Raw genomic sequence first — 15318 nt, 5'->3', positions numbered from 1 at the left:
AGGCGTCAGGCGATGTCGACGACGGTGACCCCGGACGACCGATCTCCTGCAGCAATGGCTTGGAGTGCCGCGGGCGCCTCGGCCAGCCCGATCCGGTGCTCGATGAGTCGGGCCGGGTCGAGGGCGCCACTCAGAACGAGGTCGAGGAGCGCCGGGTAGTCCGACGCCGGCATTCCGTGACTGCCATGCAGAGAGAGCTCTTTGGCGATGATCGTCGGGAGCGGGACCGCGGGCTCCTCTGAGAACAGACCGATCTGCACCTGTCGACCGAGCGGCGCCAGCGCGAGCACGCTGAGCCGCATCGTCGCCTGCCTGCCCAAGGCCTCGACAGAGACCTGGATGCCAGTAGGGGCCACGGAGGCGATCGCCTCGAGGACCTGAGACTCGGAGAGGCCGGACGAGTCGATGGTGTGCGCCACGCCCAACGACGAGGCACGCTCGAGCGCGACAGGGTCGATATCGACGGCGATCACCTCGGCGCCGAGAGCTATACCGATCATCGCGGCACTCAGCCCCACCCCGCCGCAGCCGACGACGAGCAGGCGTTCACCGCGTTGGAGCCTCGCCCGGTGCACGAGACCTCGAGAGGCCGTCGCGAACCGGCAGCCGAGAAGGGCCGCAGCACCCGAGTCGAGCCCGTCTGGAACGCGGATGAGGTTGACGTCGGCATTGTGCAATGCCACGAGCTCGGCGAAGGACCCCCAGTGCGTGAACCCGGGCTGCGTCTGATTGCGGCAGACCTGGCCGTTTCCGCCCGCGCATTCGGGGCAGTGTCCACAGGCCGAGACGAACGGAACCGTCACGCGTTCGCCGATCCGGAACCTCGTGACCTCCGGTCCCACTGCGGCGATGCGGCCGACGAGTTCGTGCCCGGGAACATGCGGGAGGGCGATACCGTCGTCATGGCCCAGCCATCCGTGGGCATCGCTGCGGCAGACTCCCGTCGTCTCGACTCTGATGACGACGCCGTTTGCCGAGGGAACGGGATCCGGCACGTCGCGAAGCTCGGGGGTACCTCCGAATTCAGTGAAGACAACGGCGCGCATGGGTCTCTTTCTCGCAAGGGGCGACTCCGACGATACCGGCCACGATCGACGTCGGAGCCAGTCTCTAGACTCGGGGCATGCGCCATGGAATCGTCATCCTTCCCCAAGACCCCTGGTCGATCGCTCGCCGAAAGTGGCAGTCCGCCGAGGGGCTCGGCTTCGATCACGCCTGGACCTACGATCATCTCTCGTGGCGCTCGCTCGCAGACCAGCCGTGGAACGCGACCATCCCCACGCTCACGGCCGCGGCGGTCGTCACCGAGAGCATCCGCCTCGGCACCTTCGTCTCATCGCCCAACTTCAGGCATCCGGTGCCCTTCGCCAAAGAGATCGCGACGGTCGATGACATCTCGGGCGGCCGATTCGTGCTCGGCGTCGGGTCTGGCGGAACGGGCTTCGACGCGTTCGTGCTCGGCCAGCCCGAGTACACACCGCTTCAGCGGCACGAGCGCTTCGCGGAGTTCGTGACTCTGCTCGACGACCTGCTGCGGCACGAGGGCGACGGAGCACGGGGCATCTCCTTCGACGGCGACTGGTACGAAGCGGTCGACGCGCGCATGGTCGGGGTCGCGGCGCAGCAGCCGCGGGTGCCGTTCGTGGTCGCCGCGAACGGCCCGAAGGGCCTCGCGCTCGTCGCCAAGCACGGGCAGGGGTGGGTCACCACGGGCAAAGACGGCGCCACCGGCGAGGAGTGGTGGTCTGCGGTGGCCACCCTTGCAGGCCGTCTCGACGACGCGGCGAACGCGGCGGGCCGCGAGCCGGCATCCATCGATCGTTATCTCTCGCTCGACTCGGGCGGCCAGTTCTCTCTCGAGAGCGTGGGCGCGTTCGACGACATGGTCGGCCGCGCGGCACAACTCGGCTTCACCGATGTGATCTCGCACTGGCCCAGGCCAGAGGGAATCTACGCCGGCGACGAAGAAGTTCTCTACGAGGTCGCCTCGCGATTCTGAGCGGCTCTAGCCGACCAGCTTCTAGCCGACCAGGTTCTGAGCGAACACGTGCGGGGTGAACCCGGTGAGGTCGTTGATGCCCTCGCCCTGGCCGATGAGCTTGATGGGAATGCCCGTCTTCTCCTGCACCGCCAGCACGAAGCCGGCCTTCGCCGAGCCGTCGAGCTTGGTCAGGACGAGGCCCGTCACCCCGGCGTGCTGAATGAACGCCTCCGCCTGGGCGAGACCGTTCTGGCCCGTGGTCGCGTCGAGCACCAGAAGCACCTCGGCAACCGGAGCCTGCTTCTCGATGACCCGACGGATCTTGCCGAGCTCATCCATCAAGCCGCCCTTCGTCTGCAGACGACCGGCCGTGTCGATGACGACGATCTCGGTGCCGTGCAGCTTCGCGAACTCGATGGTCTGAAAGGCGACGGATGCGGGATCCTGGCCCTCGTGCTGCGGCCGCACGATGGCAGCGCCGGCGCGTTCTGCCCAGGTGGCGACCTGCTCGACGGCGGCTGCGCGGAAGGTGTCGGCCGCGCCGATGACCACCGTGCGCCCGTAGGTGGCGAGGAACTTGGCGAACTTGCCGATCGTGGTGGTCTTGCCGACCCCGTTCACACCGACGACGAGCACCACGGCCGGGCGCTCCGAGAGGTGCAGGGTCGTGTCGAGCCTCGAGAGCCGCTCCTCCATGGTCTCGCGGAGCATGCGCTGCAGGTCTTTGGGGTCGGTCGTCTTGAAGCGATCGACCTTGGCTCGCAGGTCGCTCACCACGGAGTCGGTGACGTCGGGCCCGAAGTCGGCCTTCAGCAGCGCGTCTTCGAGGTCCTCCCACGTGTTGGCATCGATCGTGGGCTTGGTGAACATGCCCCGGAGGGCGCCAGACAAAGACCAGGGGGTGCGTTCAGCCATACGACAAGACTAGCGGCGCGCGTTCAGCCCACGGCCTGCACGAAACCGTCTGAGCGCTCCGCCTCAGCGGCCAGGTGGGCGAGGCGCTCGGGCAACTCGATTCCCTTGCGCGCCATGGACTGCGCCCACAGCCGGCCCGCCCGGTAGCTCGACCGCACCAGCGGCCCGGCCAGAACACCGAGGAAGCCGATCTCCTCCGCCTCCTGCTTGAACGCGACGAACTCCTCGGGCTTGACCCAGCGCGACACCGGAAGGTGGCGAGGGGTCGGACGCAGGTATTGCGTCAACGTGATGATGTCGGTGCCGGCGTCGTGCAGATCCTGCAGTGCCTGACTCACCTCGGCCGGCTCCTCGCCCATGCCGAGGATGAGATTGGACTTCGTGATGAGCCCGGCATCGCGGGCCTGCGTCAACACATCGAGCGACCGCTCGTACCGGAACGCGGGGCGGATGCGCTTGAAGATGCGCGGCACGGTCTCGACGTTGTGGGCGAACACCTCGGGCCTCGACGAGAACACCTCGGCGAGCAGATCGCTGTTGCCAGAGAAGTCGGTGGCCAGGATCTCGACCCCCGTGCCGGGGTTTCGGCGGTGGATCTCGCGCACGGTCTCGGCGTGCAGCCAGGCGCCCTCGTCCGGCAGGTCGTCGCGGGCGACTCCGGTGACGGTCGCATAGCGCAGGTTCATCTTCTCGACCGACTCGGCGACGCGCCTCGGCTCGTCGGTGTCGTAGTCGGCGGGCTTGCCTGTGTCGATCTGGCAGAAGTCGCAGCGGCGGGTGCACTGAGACCCACCGATGAGGAACGTCGCCTCGCGGTCCTCCCAGCACTCGAAGATGTTCGGGCACCCGGCCTCCTGGCAGACGGTGTGCAACCCCTCGTCTTTCACGAGGCTCTGCAGGGCGCGGTACTCGGGCCCGAAGCGCGCCTTCGTCTTGATCCACTCCGGTTTCTTCTCGATGGGCGTCTCGGCGTTCCTGATCTCGAGGCGCAGCAGTTTGCGCCCCTCGGGCACGGCGCTCACGCGGCGACCTCCGCGACGGCATCGGCAGAGAAGCCCGCGAGCGCAGACGAGTCGGCGAACCGTTCGGCGATGAGCGGCGCGACATCGTTCGGCGTGACGATGCGACCAAGACACTCGCTGATCGTCGTCACCCCCGCGTCGCGGATGCCGCACGCAACGATTCGCGAGTAGGGCGCGAGGCTGTTGCTGCAATTCAGGGCGAACCCGTGCATCGTCACACCGTGGGCGATCCGGATGCCGATGGCCGCGATCTTGAGATCCGTTCCGTTCGCCGAGACCCAGACCCCCGACCGCCCCTCGACGCGTCCGCACTCCACGCCGAGCTCATCGAGCACCTCGATGAGAACGCCCTCGAGACGGCGCACGTAACCCACGACATCGACAGGCTCCGCGAGTCGCAGAATGGGGTAGCCGACCAGTTGGCCGGGCCCATGCCAGGTGATCTTGCCGCCCCGGTCGACGTCGACGACCGGGGTGCCGTCGGTGGGCCGTTCCGACGCATCCGTTCGTCGGCCTGCCGTGTACACGGACTGGTGCTCGAGCATGATGAGAGTGCCGGGCGAGCGACCATCGACCACCTCGTCGTGGATGCTGCGCTGCATAGCCCAGCCCTCTCGATACTCCAGTGCGTCGTCGCCGAATCCGGCAAGGAGAAGCTGCGTCATGCCGGAAGTCTAACTATTTAATAGACGCAGTCCAATTAATCACGCCGGCTGGTTGTCGCCGACGCGCTGGCCGACGACGGCCGACACCCCGTCTTGTCGCATCGAGACTCCATAGAGGGCGTCGGCGATCTCCATCGTGCGCTTCTGATGCGTGATCACGATGAGCTGACTCGTCTTTCGCAGGTCTTCGAAAATGGTGAGCAGCCGGCCGAGGTTGGCGTCGTCGAGAGCTGCCTCCACCTCGTCCATGATGTAGAACGGGCTGGGTCTGGCCTTGAAGATCGCGATCAGCAGCGCGACCGCAGCCAGCGATCGCTCGCCGCCCGACAGCAGCGAGAGCCGTTCGATCTTCTTGCCAGCGGGTTTCACCGAGACCTCGATGCCTGTGGTGAGCAGATTCGATGGATCGGTGAGGCTGATGCTGCCCGTGCCGCCCGGGAAGAGAATCGGGAACACCTCTTGGAACGCCGCCTTCGTGTCGGTGAAGGCCTCGTCGAAGATCACCTGCATCTTCACGTCGATCTCGTCGATGATCGTGAGCAGGTCTGTTCGGGTCTTGGTGAGGTCGGTCAGCTGCTCGGTGAGGAACTTGTGCCGCTGCTCCAGCGCGTCGAACTCCTCGAGTGCGAGCGGGTTCACGCGGCCCAGCTCGGCGAGCTTGCGTTCGGCCTTCGCCAGCCGGGCCTGCTGCTGCGCGCGATCGAAGGGGATGCCGGCGGGCTGGGTCTCGACGGGCTCAGGCGACGGCGTATCGGAGGGGATCAGCTCGTCGGGGCCGTACTCGGAGACGAGCACGTCCTCGACGAGACCGAGCTCGCTGCCGACGCGCTCGAGCACGCTCGACAGATGCAGCTTCTTCTCATAGATCTGCAGTTCGAGTCCGTGCACGTTCTCGGTGATCGCCTGCAGACGCTCGCGCAATGCCGCTTCGTCTCGGCGCAGGGCGAGCAGCTCCTGATTCTGTTCCGCGCGCTCCGCCTCGGCTCGAGCCTGTTCGAGGCGCGCCTCAGCCACCGAGGCCTCCACCGAGCTGAGCACCGCGGGCAGGGCTTCGACAACGTCGGTCGCCGCCTCGACCTGACGGCGCCGGATCACGGCTCGGCGGGCCGCCTCTTCGGCCGCTGCACGGTCTGCCTCGACCTGCTTCTCGAGGGCGGCTCGACGAGCCTCCTCGGCGCGCACCCGCTCGCGAGCTGTTTCCAGCTGGAGCCGCGCGCCGATCTCCCGCTCCCTGGCGCTCTCGAGCTCGGCGTACAGCGCATCGCGCTGACTCACGTCGAGCATCGGGCGCGGGCGGGACTGCGCGGTCTCGAGTTCGTCCTTCGCCGTCGACGCCGCCCGCTCGGCCTGGGCGACAGTCTCCTCCGAGGCCGCGAGGGCCGTGCTGAGCCGCTCGAACTCACCCGTCGACGCGTCGAGTTGTGCCTTGAGCCTGGCGAGCTTCTCGGTCTGCGCGGCGAGCGCGGAGTCGAACTCGCGGAGTGCCGCCAGGGCGTTCGCCGACTGCTCCTTAGCCACCTGCACGATTCCACGCTGCTCGGCGAGGGCGAATTTCGCCCGCTCGATCAACGAGCGCGTCTCATCGAGGCTCACTGAAGCGGTGTCGCGCTCGGCGCGCAGCTCGATGCGGCTGCGCTTGGCTCCCGATCCCCCGCGCAGCACGTACTCGGTGAGCACGTCTCCCGATCGAGTGATGAGGGTGGCGCCCGCGTGCTTCGACACTGTCGGCCAGACCTCGCGGGCGGTCTCCAGGTCGTCGACGACGAGCGTTCGGGCAAGCAGTCCGCGCACGCCTGCAGGCGCGGTGATCACATCGACGGCAGCGATCACCCCGGCCACACCGGATGCGATGGGCGAGGCGACACCGTCGGCGACCGAATCGGAGGGGTCGGCCACGACGATCTCGACGCGACCCAGCTCGTCGCTGTGCGCCAGGTCGATGGCGGTGCGCGCGGCATCGGGGGTCTCGGCGAGTACGGCATCGGCCAGCGTGCCGAGGGCCGCCGCGATCGCGGCCTCGAAGCCCGGCTTGGCGGTCACGTTGTCGGCCACGAGTCCGAGAACGCCCGGAACCTTGGCGGCAATCAGATCGGTGGTGCCGTCTTTCTGGTCGAGGGCGAGCGTCAGAGCGCTCGTTCGGGCGGCGAGTGCATCCCGTTCGCGCTCGTGGCCGTGCAGCGTCTCGCGCAGGATCTCGATCTCGGCCTCGGCCTCGAACAGGCGGGCCTGCGAGAACTCGTAGGCCTCGTCGAGATCGGTCTCCGACGTTCCTGAGACCGCGGCTTCTGCTTCGAGGAGGGCGAATTCTGCCTGCGCCGACTCTCGTCGGGCGGTCGCGGCCTCGAGGGCGTTGGTCTGCCGCAGCACCTCGCCGCGAACAGCAGCCAGACGTGAGTTCGCCGTGTCGACCTGACCCTGCAGCTTGGAGATTTCGAGGTCGTGCCTCGAGACGAGGGCACTCTGCGCCGCGATCTCCTCGTCGACCGAGTCGAGCGCAGAGCGCGCCGTCACGGAGCTGGCCTGCGCAGCGGTGAGAGCCAGCTCGGCCGCGGCGACCTCGCCGCGAAGCCGAACGATCTCGTCAGCCGCGTCGGCGACCATCTGCGGCGTGACCGTGGGCCCTGCGGCCGTACCCTCGGCATCCGACCCCAGCAGCGCGAGCCGCTGATTGGCCAGGGTGAAGAGCCCACGCAGGCGCTCCTGCACCGACTCGAGGCCGAAGCTCGTTCGCCGTGCGATGTCGACGGCATCGCCCACCTGAGCGCTCTCGATTCGCGCCACCCGAAGCTGGTTCTGCTCGAGGCGCTCCTGCAGCACGATGCGCTCGGTGCGGCGCTCGTTCTCTGTTCGTCCGTGGTCGGAGAGCGCGGTGCGCAGCGTCACGACCTCGTCCGCGAGAAGCCGGGCGCGCGCATCGCGAACGACCATGGCGATCGACTGCGCCTCTTTCGCGACCTCGGCCTGGCGACCCAAAGGCTTGAGTTGACGCCGGATCTCGCCGGCCAAGTCGCTGAGGCGCGTGAGGTTGGCCTGCATCGCCTCGAGCTTGCGCTGCGTCTTCTCCTTGCGGCGACGATGCTTGAGGATTCCTGCGGCCTCCTCGATGAAGCCTCGACGCCCCTCGGGTGTGGCGTGCAGCACGGCGTCGAGCTGGCCTTGGCCGACGATGACGTGCATCTCTCGGCCGAGACCGGAGTCGCTCAGCAGCTCTTGCACGTCGAGGAGCCGGCACCCCTCTCCGTTGATCGCGTACTCGCTGCCGCCGTTGCGGAAGAGCGTGCGGCTGATCGTGACCTCGGAGTAGTCGATCGGCAGCGCACCATCGGAGTTGTCGATGGTGAGGATGACCTCGGCCCGGCCGAGGGGCCCCTTGGTGGCCGTGCCGGCGAAGATGACGTCTTCCATCTTGCCGCCGCGCAGCGTCTTCGCGCCCTGCTCGCCCATGACCCAGGCGAGGGCGTCGACGACGTTGCTCTTGCCCGACCCGTTCGGGCCGACCACGCAGGTCACCCCGGTCTCGAACGCGAAGGTGGTGGGGTGCGCGAACGACTTGAAGCCCTTGAGGGTCAGGCTCTTCAGATACACCCGAGGCCCTCCGCTTCGTTCCGACTACCCGTGATTGCTCTACGGTACCGAACAGGCGCGAAACCGGGGGCGAGGCTCGTCAGCAATGCTCGAACGCGTAGCCGGGCTCGCCTTTCTCGACCAGGTCGCGATCGCGCAGGATGGTGGTGGCGGGCCGCTCGGCGGAGGCGCAGACCTCGTCGAACGGCACGGGCAGATCGTCGGTGTATTCGATGTCAATGACCGCAGGACCGTAGACGTCTGCATACGCGCCGCATTCCTCGAACCGGAAGCACTCCTCGGTTACGGCGAAGTCGAAGTTCGCGGCAGCGCGGCCGCGATCTCCCAGTTCGGCCGAGTTCTTCTGGCCGATGGCCATGGCGCGGCCGTGCGCTCGGCCGGAGAAGAGCTTGGCGAGTGCGAGGTTGTCGTCGATGCTCAGCCTGCCGTCGCTGCGCGAGTAGGTGTCGAGGTTGTCGATCTCGACCGCGTCGAACCCCCGGTCGGCGCACGTCTCGATGGATGCCCCGATCATGAGCGAGATGTGCTGCCTCTTCTCGGGGGTCGAGGTGTCGAGGATGAACTCGTCGGGCCAGTTCGGGTCGATGATCGCCGCGCCGTCATCGTCTCGCAGCACGAGGTCTGGATTGTCGACGACCCAGCGCTCAGCATCGCCGGGCTGCGACTGGAATCCGTTGACGTAGCAGATGGAGTACACGCCCTCGGCCGGCTCGGACGTGCTGTCGCGAGTGACGATCTTCACATCGGCGTCGACGTCGTAGCTACCTCCGAGCTGGTAGTCGGCCGGATCGCCGAAGGGCGGGAGGGTCAGGTCGTCAGAGGCTACGACGAAGCCGTCGCTCGACGTCGGCGACGCCTGCTCGTCTTCCCGGGCATCCGACGTGCACGCCGCCAGCAGCCCGAGGATCGCGACGGTCGCTGCGCCTGCGGCCAACGCCGTCGAGATCTTTGCCTGCATAGCGCTCATGCTAGGCGGCGTACGCTTGGAGCGTCTGCTCGCTCCCGGTCGAACCGGGGCATCGATCCGATAGGACTCCCGCCGGAATGGCTCATCCCCCGCTCGTCTCCCCCGGCCCCGCGCTGACGCCGGCCGAGCTCAGCCGCTACGCCCGACAGCTCACGCTCCCTCAGATCGGCATGGACGGCCAGCGCCGACTCAAGGCTTCGCGCGTGCTCGTACTCGGCGCAGGCGGACTCGGGTCGCCCATCCTCACGTCACTCGCGGCGGCCGGCGTCGGAACCATAGGCGTCGTCGACTCCGACACGGTCGAGCCCTCCAATCTGCAGCGCCAGACTCTCTTCGGCACCGCCGATGTGGGTCGCCGCAAGGCCGAGGCTGCGGCGTCGGCCCTCGCCGAGCTGAACCCCCTCGTCGATGTGCTTGCACTGGCCGTTCGGGTGACGAGTGCGAACGTGCTCGCCCTTGTAGCCGACTACGACGTGATCGTCGACGGCACCGACAACTTCGAGACCCGCTATCTCGCCCACGACGCGGCGAAGCTGCTGGGCAAGCCCTACGTCTGGGGGTCTGTGCTGCGCTTCGACGGCCAGGCGACCGTGTTCTGGGCTGCGCCTCCGGCCTCCCTCGGCCAGGGCGTCACGGTGCGCGATCTCTTCGCCGAAGAACCCGCGGCCGACGAGGGCGAGACGTGCGCCACCGCCGGCGTTCTCGGATCAATCTGCGCGTCGATCGGCTCGGTCATGGCGACCGAGACCATCAAACTTCTTCTCGGGTTCGGCGAGTTGCTGCTCGGCCGCCTGCTCGTGCACGACGGCCTGGATGCGACGTGGCGCGAGATCCGCTTCGGCCCGGCCGCTCACGGCGCCGCTCCCCGAGAGCGCGCGGCCGCATCCTCCTCCCCCTCATCCGCCACCCCGCAAACGAAAGGCACTCCCGTGACCCAGCCCGACGCATCCACCGCCCAGCCCGAGCCGTCGGTCGAACGGCTGACCCCCGCCCAGCTGAAGGACCTGCTCGACGCCCGGGCGCGAGGCGAGCAGAACTTCGTGCTGGTCGACGTGCGCGAGCCGTGGGAGCGCGACATCGTCGCGATCGAGGGCTCGGAGCTGATTCCGATGAGCCAGCTACTGAGCGACGAGGCGCGCGAGAAGATGCCGCAGGACGACAGGGTAATCCTCTACTGCCACCACGACGGCCGCTCCGGCCAGGCCCGCGACTACATGGCACAGAACGGCTGGTCGAACATCTCCGACCTGGGCGGCGGGGTCGACGCGTGGGTCACCGAGATCGAGCCCGACAAGGCTCGGTACTGAGGCACTCGCGCCTGTCGTCCGTCTGGGGCAAAGTCGTCGTATGGACGACAAAGAGATTCTGCACACCTATCTGCGGCGCGGGCGCGACAGCCTGCTGACGAAGGTCGAGGGGCTCAGCGACTACGACGCCCGCCGACCGCTGACCCCGACGGCCACGAATCTGCTCGGTCTCGTGAAACATGTCGCGGGCGTGCAACTCGAATACTTCGGCGTGGTATTCGGCCGACCAGCCGACCGCACGATCTCCTGGCTCGCCGAGGATGCAGCAGACGACGCCGATATGTGGGTTCCCGCCGCCGAGCCGCGTGCCGAGATCATCGAGTTCCACCACTACTCAGCGGCGCACAGCGACGCGACCATCGAGGAGCTCGATCTGGATGCCGCCGGCGAGGTGCCGTGGTGGCTACCGGAGACCCGCCGCGTCACACTGCACCAGATTCTCGTGCACGTGATTGCAGAGACCGCTCGGCATGCGGGGCACGCCGATATTCTGCGCGAGAGCATCGACGGAGAGGTGGGCCTGCGACTTGCAGACCCGAACATCCCGGGACGCTCAGCAGAGGAATGGGCCGCCTATCGCGCCATGATCGAGGCAGAGGCGCGCCGCGCCTAGCCGCCGGCGAACGGGGGCAGCACGTCGAGGCGGTCGCCGTCGCGCAGCACGATGTCTCGGTCGGTCGTCGAGACCTCGTTGAGAATGAACGAGCAGCGCGCGAACACCGCACGGGGATCCTCGCCCATCTCGTCGAGCAGGGCGCCGATCGTGTGTTTGTCTCCGATCGAGCGCGTCTCTTCGGCCACGCCCGTGGCAGCCTTGGCCGCGGCGAAGTACCTCACCTGAACCTGCACGTCAGCCTCCGATCGCGCTCATGGATCGGGCAGGCTGTTCGAAGCCGGAGGCGTTGATGCCGTGCCCGGATGGCTTCGCCCACATTGCCGCACGCCAGAGGTCGGCGATCGCCTCGTCGGTCGCCCCACCGCGGAGCAGCGCGAGCAGGTCGGTTTCTCCCTCGGAGAAGAGACAGCTGCGAACCCCTCCCTCGGCGGTGATGCGGGTGCGGCGGCAGTCGTCGCAGAAGTTCTCGGTGACGCTCGCGATGATTCCCACCATGCCGAGCAGCTCGCCGGTCGGGTCGGACTTCTCGCGCACCTGGTAGAGCTCGGCCGGGGCTCCGTCGCGCGGAGCCTCATCGGGCGTGAGCACGTAGCGCACCTCAAGCTTCTCGCGGATCTGGGCGGCGGTGATCATTCCGTCGCGCGTCCACGAGTGATCGGCATCCAGCGGCATCTGCTCGATGAAGCGCAACTGATGACCGCCCGCCAGAGCCCACTCGAGTAATTCGACACCCTGGTCGTCGTTGATGCCCGGCATCAGCACGGCGTTGATCTTCGTGCGCTCGAGGCCCACCGTGCGCAGCTCATCGATGCCCTCGAGCACGCGGTTGAGGAACGGCCGGCGGGTGATTGTGGCGAAGGTCTCGGCGCAGATCGAATCGAGCGACACGTTGACCCGGTCCAGGCCCGCCGCGGCGAGCGCCTCCGCGCGACTCTTCAGCCCGATCGCGTTGGTCGTCAACGAGATCTCGGGACGGGGCTCGAGGGCCGCGCAGTCTTCGATGATCTCGACCAGGTCTTTGCGCAGCAACGGCTCGCCGCCCGTGAAACGGATCTGCCGTACTCCGAGCTCGTGCACGGCGATGCGGGCGAGGCGCGCGATCTCTTCGCGGGTCAGGAGCTTGGGCCCGGCCAAGAACGGCAGTCCTTCGGCCGGCATGCAGTACGTGCAGCGCAGATTGCACTTGTCCGTCAACGAGATGCGCAGATCGGTGGCCGTGCGACCGAAGCGGTCGAGCAGGCCGGCCGCAGCGGGGCGATCGGATGCCTGCGGCTGGCCGGGCGTCACAGCGGTGCCCCGGATCGGGATCGTCGGCATGCCGAGCGTGATGCTCATTCACCCAGCCTACGTCGTTCCTCGGCGGCCGGACCGTGCTGGTGCTCGCTACGTTTGTCGAGACGACGTGTCAGACAGATCCCAATCCGAAGGTCAGGAGGCGAGTGAAGTCGGTCTGCGGGTTCAGAAGCACCTCTCGCGTCGCGCCCTGTTCGACGATGCGCCCTTCCTCGAGAACGATCACGCGGTCGGCCAGCGCGAGCGCGTCGAGCGGGTCGTGAGTGACGATCACCACCGTGCGATCGGCGAGGACCTCTGCAAGGAGGCGTCGCATCAGCGGGGCGACCCCCGCGTCGAGGGCACCGAATGGCTCGTCGAGCAGCAGCAGTTTCGGCTCGGTCGCCAGCGCCCTGGCCACCGCGACGCGTTGGGCCTGCCCGCCCGACAGCCGGCGGGGGCGCCGGTCGGCCAGCCCCGTCGCATCCACTCGCTCGAGCCATCGCTCGGCGATGCGGCGGGCCTGGGCGCGATCGGAGCCCGTGCTGCGGGGGCCGAACGCCACGTTGTCGCGCACGCTGAGGTGGGGAAAAAGCAGGGCCTCCTGTGCTAGGAGCGCGACGCCCCGGGAGTGGGGTGGCAACCAGACGTCGCGGCCGTCGTGATTGGTCGAGACCAGGGTCGTGTCACCCAAGCGGATGTTCGCCGAATCCGGTCTCGTAAGGCCCGCGAGAACGTCGAGGAGGGTCGACTTTCCGGCTCCGTTCGGCCCGAGAACGGCGAGCGTCTCGCCCTCGACGAGCGAGAATCGCGCATCGAGCCGGCCGGGTTCGACGACAACATCGACGTCGAGGGTCATCGGATCTCCCTGCGCCCGTAGGTGACGACCATAACGATCACCGCGACGACCACCAGCACCAGAGCGAGGGCCACGGCCGCATCCGGGTCCGTCTCCCGCTGCAGGTAGATCTCGAGCGGCAGCGTTCGCGTCACGCCCTCGAGGCTGCCCGCGAACGTGAGGGTCGCACCGAACTCTCCGAGAGCCCGGGCGAAGGCGAGCACCGCGCCGGTGACCAGCCCGGGTAGAACAAGAGGCAGGGTCACTCGCCGAAAGACGGTGCTGGGCGAGGCCCCCAGGGTGGATGCGACGGCCTCGTACCGCGATCCGGCCGCGCGCAGGGCTGCCTCCAGGCTGAGCACCAGGAACGGCAGGGCGACGAAAGTCTGCGCGAGCACGACAGCGACGGTCGAGAACGCGATGGTTACTCCCATCGTCTCGAGTGACGAGCCGAGCACGCCGCGTCGGCCGAAAGCGGCGAGCAGCGCGATGCCCCCGACGACGGGCGGCAACACGAGGGGAAGGAGGATGAGCGCCCGGAGGATGCGCTTGGCGGGAAAGCTCGTGCGCGCCAAGACGAGTGCGAGGGGCACACCGAGCACGACGCAGAGTACGGTGCTGGCGACCGATGTTCGCAGGCTCAGGGCGAGCGCCGCGAGCGACGAGGGGCTGCTGACGAGGGCAGCGAAGTTGGGCCAGTCGACGCGCGTCGCGAGGCTGACGATCGGCACGATGACGAGCAGTGCTCCGACGGCGGCGACGCTGGCGACCCACGCGGGGATGCCGCCGAGACTCGGGCGCTGCCGTATGCGAGCGGACACTATGGCTTCGCGAAGCCCGCAGAGGCGAGGATCTTCTGGCCGTCCACGCCGGTGACGAGCGTCGCGAATTCCTCTGCGAGCTCGGGGTGGGCCGACGTTGTCGTGATTCCGACCGGATACCTGTTCACCGCGCCCGCGGATTCGGGGAAGGGGATTCCCTCGACCGAGTCACCCGCGGCCTCGACGTCGGTCACGTACACGAGCCCGGCATCCGCCTCGCCCGACGAGACCTTGCCGAGCACGTCGGTCACCGCGGACTCCTCGCTGACGGGGCTGAGCGCGATGCCCGTGGCCTGCTCGATCTTGACGGTGGCGGAACCGCAGGGAACCTGCGCAGCGCAGATGACAACCTTCACGTCGGACTTGCTCAGATCCGCGAACGAGGTGATCCCGGCCGGGTTTTCCCGAGGCACGGCGATCTCGAGGGTGTTGCTCGCAAAGAGCTCGGGCGTGCCGGCGATCAGCTTCGCATCGGTCAGCTTCGCCATGGTCTTCTCGTCGGCGAAGGCGACGACGTCGGCAGGCGCTCCCTCGGTGACCTGCGACACCAGATCGGCCGAGCCTGCGAAGTTCAGCGACACCGTCACGCCCGGGTGCGATGCCTCGAACTCGCTCGCCAGCTCGGTGAAGGTGTCTTTCAGCGATGCGGCGGCGAAGACCGTGAGCGTCTGCTTCACGACCGGAGTCGCGCCCGGTGCGCTCGTGTCGTTCGCCGAGCCCGTCGAAGGCGATGCGCACCCGACGAGAAGACCGACGGCTGCGAGCAGGGCGAGAGACGCGAGGGCGCTTCGCTTCATGAGAGGCTCCGCGGGGCCTCGACGATGACATTGGTCGACTTGATCACGGCGACGGCGACGGAACCGGGCTTCAGGTCGAGCTCGCGAACGGCCTCGGTGCTCATGAGCGACACGACGCGATGGGGCCCGCACTGCACCTCGACCTGGCTCATCACCAGGTCGCTCGTGACCTTCGTGACCAAGCCCACGAAACGATTGCGCGCTGAACTGTTCATGTCGGACGGATCGGCCGGGCTGGCCGAGTGCTCCTGAGCCAGACGCGCCAGCGCAACGCCCTCTACTACTTTGCGGCCCGCTTCATCGAGCGACGCCTCGAGCACGCCGTTCTCGATCCAGCGCCGCACCGTGTCGTCGCTCACGCCGAGGAACACCGCGGCATCTCTTATCCGTATCTGCGTCACAAAGCCCAGTTTAGTTCCTCATACGCGCCACTAGCGAGCGTCGGCCAGCGTGGCTGACGCGCTCATGTGGCGCGAATCGACCTGAAACGGGAGTCATGGGTCGATTTGTGACCAGCGGATGCCGCTGCCGC

The 15318-nt window shown here is 67.8% G+C and carries 15 protein-coding genes; 3 read left to right on the top strand and 12 right to left on the bottom strand.

Features of this window, described 5'->3' with window-relative positions; translation table 11 throughout:
* Nucleotides 1-5 precede the first annotated feature (5 nt).
* Nucleotides 6-1046 (bottom strand): alcohol dehydrogenase catalytic domain-containing protein, encoded by a 1041-nt coding sequence (locus ASF79_RS04660; RefSeq protein WP_055852386.1) that lies wholly within the window; start codon nt 1044-1046, stop codon nt 6-8.
* 77 nt (nt 1047-1123) lie between these two features.
* On the opposite strand from ASF79_RS04660, the gene ASF79_RS04655 reads away from it, so the two are divergent.
* Complete coding sequence (locus ASF79_RS04655) at nt 1124-1999, top strand: LLM class flavin-dependent oxidoreductase (protein ID WP_055852383.1); 876 nt, start codon at nt 1124-1126, stop codon at nt 1997-1999.
* Between the two features lie 21 nt (nt 2000-2020).
* On the opposite strand, the gene ftsY is transcribed toward ASF79_RS04655, so the two are convergent.
* The 5 genes from ftsY to ASF79_RS04630 form a co-directional block, all read right to left on the bottom strand.
* Nucleotides 2021-2896: a signal recognition particle-docking protein FtsY gene (ftsY, locus tag ASF79_RS04650; RefSeq protein WP_055774844.1), complete on the bottom strand. Its 876-nt coding sequence runs from the start codon at nt 2894-2896 to the stop codon at nt 2021-2023.
* Nucleotides 2897-2919: 23 nt separating this feature from the next.
* Nucleotides 2920-3918 (bottom strand): lipoyl synthase, encoded by a 999-nt coding sequence (gene lipA / locus ASF79_RS04645; RefSeq protein WP_055774847.1) that lies wholly within the window; start codon nt 3916-3918, stop codon nt 2920-2922.
* Nucleotides 3915-4583: a lipoyl(octanoyl) transferase LipB gene (lipB, locus tag ASF79_RS04640; protein WP_055852380.1), complete on the bottom strand. Its 669-nt coding sequence runs from the start codon at nt 4581-4583 to the stop codon at nt 3915-3917. The genes lipA and lipB overlap by 4 nt, the downstream gene beginning before the upstream one ends.
* Nucleotides 4584-4622: 39 nt before the next feature.
* Nucleotides 4623-8168, bottom strand: a complete 3546-nt coding sequence (smc, locus tag ASF79_RS04635) for a chromosome segregation protein SMC (protein WP_055852378.1) — start codon at nt 8166-8168, stop codon at nt 4623-4625.
* A 79-nt stretch (nt 8169-8247) separates the two neighbouring features.
* Nucleotides 8248-9126 (bottom strand): endo alpha-1,4 polygalactosaminidase, encoded by an 879-nt coding sequence (locus ASF79_RS04630; RefSeq protein ID WP_055852375.1) that lies wholly within the window; start codon nt 9124-9126, stop codon nt 8248-8250.
* 86 nt (nt 9127-9212) lie between these two features.
* Between ASF79_RS04630 and ASF79_RS04625 the strand changes: the two genes are divergently transcribed.
* Nucleotides 9213-10442, top strand: coding sequence for a ThiF family adenylyltransferase (locus ASF79_RS04625; RefSeq protein ID WP_055852374.1), 1230 nt, complete (start codon nt 9213-9215; stop codon nt 10440-10442).
* A 40-nt stretch (nt 10443-10482) separates the two neighbouring features.
* Entirely contained in the window at nt 10483-11055 is a 573-nt protein-coding gene (locus tag ASF79_RS04620) for a DinB family protein (protein ID WP_055852371.1), read from the top strand.
* Here the strand turns inward: ASF79_RS04620 and ASF79_RS04615 are convergent.
* From ASF79_RS04615 to ASF79_RS04590, 6 genes are all read right to left on the bottom strand, one after another.
* Nucleotides 11052-11291: a MoaD/ThiS family protein gene (locus ASF79_RS04615; protein WP_055852369.1), complete on the bottom strand. Its 240-nt coding sequence runs from the start codon at nt 11289-11291 to the stop codon at nt 11052-11054. The genes ASF79_RS04620 and ASF79_RS04615 overlap by 4 nt on opposite strands.
* Nucleotide 11292: 1 nt before the next feature.
* Entirely contained in the window at nt 11293-12393 is a 1101-nt protein-coding gene (gene moaA / locus ASF79_RS04610) for a GTP 3',8-cyclase MoaA (RefSeq protein WP_055774867.1), read from the bottom strand.
* 70 nt (nt 12394-12463) lie between these two features.
* On the bottom strand, nt 12464-13189 hold the full coding sequence (locus ASF79_RS04605) for a sulfate/molybdate ABC transporter ATP-binding protein (RefSeq protein WP_055852366.1): 726 nt from the start codon (nt 13187-13189) through the stop codon (nt 12464-12466).
* A complete protein-coding gene (locus ASF79_RS04600) occupies nt 13186-13977 on the bottom strand; it encodes an ABC transporter permease (protein WP_055853152.1) in 792 nt (263 codons plus the stop codon). The genes ASF79_RS04605 and ASF79_RS04600 overlap by 4 nt, the downstream gene beginning before the upstream one ends.
* An 11-nt stretch (nt 13978-13988) precedes the next feature.
* Nucleotides 13989-14786, bottom strand: a complete 798-nt coding sequence (gene modA, locus ASF79_RS04595) for a molybdate ABC transporter substrate-binding protein (protein WP_055852363.1) — start codon at nt 14784-14786, stop codon at nt 13989-13991.
* Nucleotides 14783-15187 (bottom strand): TOBE domain-containing protein, encoded by a 405-nt coding sequence (locus ASF79_RS04590; protein WP_055774877.1) that lies wholly within the window; start codon nt 15185-15187, stop codon nt 14783-14785. Before ASF79_RS04590 ends, modA begins: the two co-directional genes overlap by 4 nt.
* Between the last annotated feature and the right edge of the window lie 131 nt (nt 15188-15318).

Source organism: Agreia sp. Leaf335, from assembly GCF_001423605.1.
Lineage (GTDB): Bacteria > Actinomycetota > Actinomycetes > Actinomycetales > Microbacteriaceae > Agreia.
This window is presented reverse-complemented; position numbering and strand designations above follow the sequence as displayed.

What these genes read in the sequence shown, in the direction of transcription:
- ASF79_RS04660 (WP_055852386.1), bottom strand. Translation starts at nt 1,046, where the DNA reads ATGCGCGCCGTTGTCTTCACTGAATTCGGAGGTACCCCCGAGCTTCGC.
- ASF79_RS04655 (WP_055852383.1), top strand. Translation starts at nt 1,124, where the DNA reads ATGCGCCATGGAATCGTCATCCTTCCCCAAGACCCCTGGTCGATCGCT.
- ftsY (WP_055774844.1), bottom strand. Translation starts at nt 2,896, where the DNA reads ATGGCTGAACGCACCCCCTGGTCTTTGTCTGGCGCCCTCCGGGGCATG.
- lipB (WP_055852380.1), bottom strand. Translation starts at nt 4,583, where the DNA reads ATGACGCAGCTTCTCCTTGCCGGATTCGGCGACGACGCACTGGAGTAT.
- ASF79_RS04630 (WP_055852375.1), bottom strand. Translation starts at nt 9,126, where the DNA reads ATGCAGGCAAAGATCTCGACGGCGTTGGCCGCAGGCGCAGCGACCGTC.
- ASF79_RS04625 (WP_055852374.1), top strand. Translation starts at nt 9,213, where the DNA reads ATGGCTCATCCCCCGCTCGTCTCCCCCGGCCCCGCGCTGACGCCGGCC.
- ASF79_RS04620 (WP_055852371.1), top strand. Translation starts at nt 10,483, where the DNA reads ATGGACGACAAAGAGATTCTGCACACCTATCTGCGGCGCGGGCGCGAC.
- moaA (WP_055774867.1), bottom strand. Translation starts at nt 12,393, where the DNA reads ATGAGCATCACGCTCGGCATGCCGACGATCCCGATCCGGGGCACCGCT.
- ASF79_RS04605 (WP_055852366.1), bottom strand. Translation starts at nt 13,189, where the DNA reads ATGACCCTCGACGTCGATGTTGTCGTCGAACCCGGCCGGCTCGATGCG.
- modA (WP_055852363.1), bottom strand. Translation starts at nt 14,786, where the DNA reads ATGAAGCGAAGCGCCCTCGCGTCTCTCGCCCTGCTCGCAGCCGTCGGT.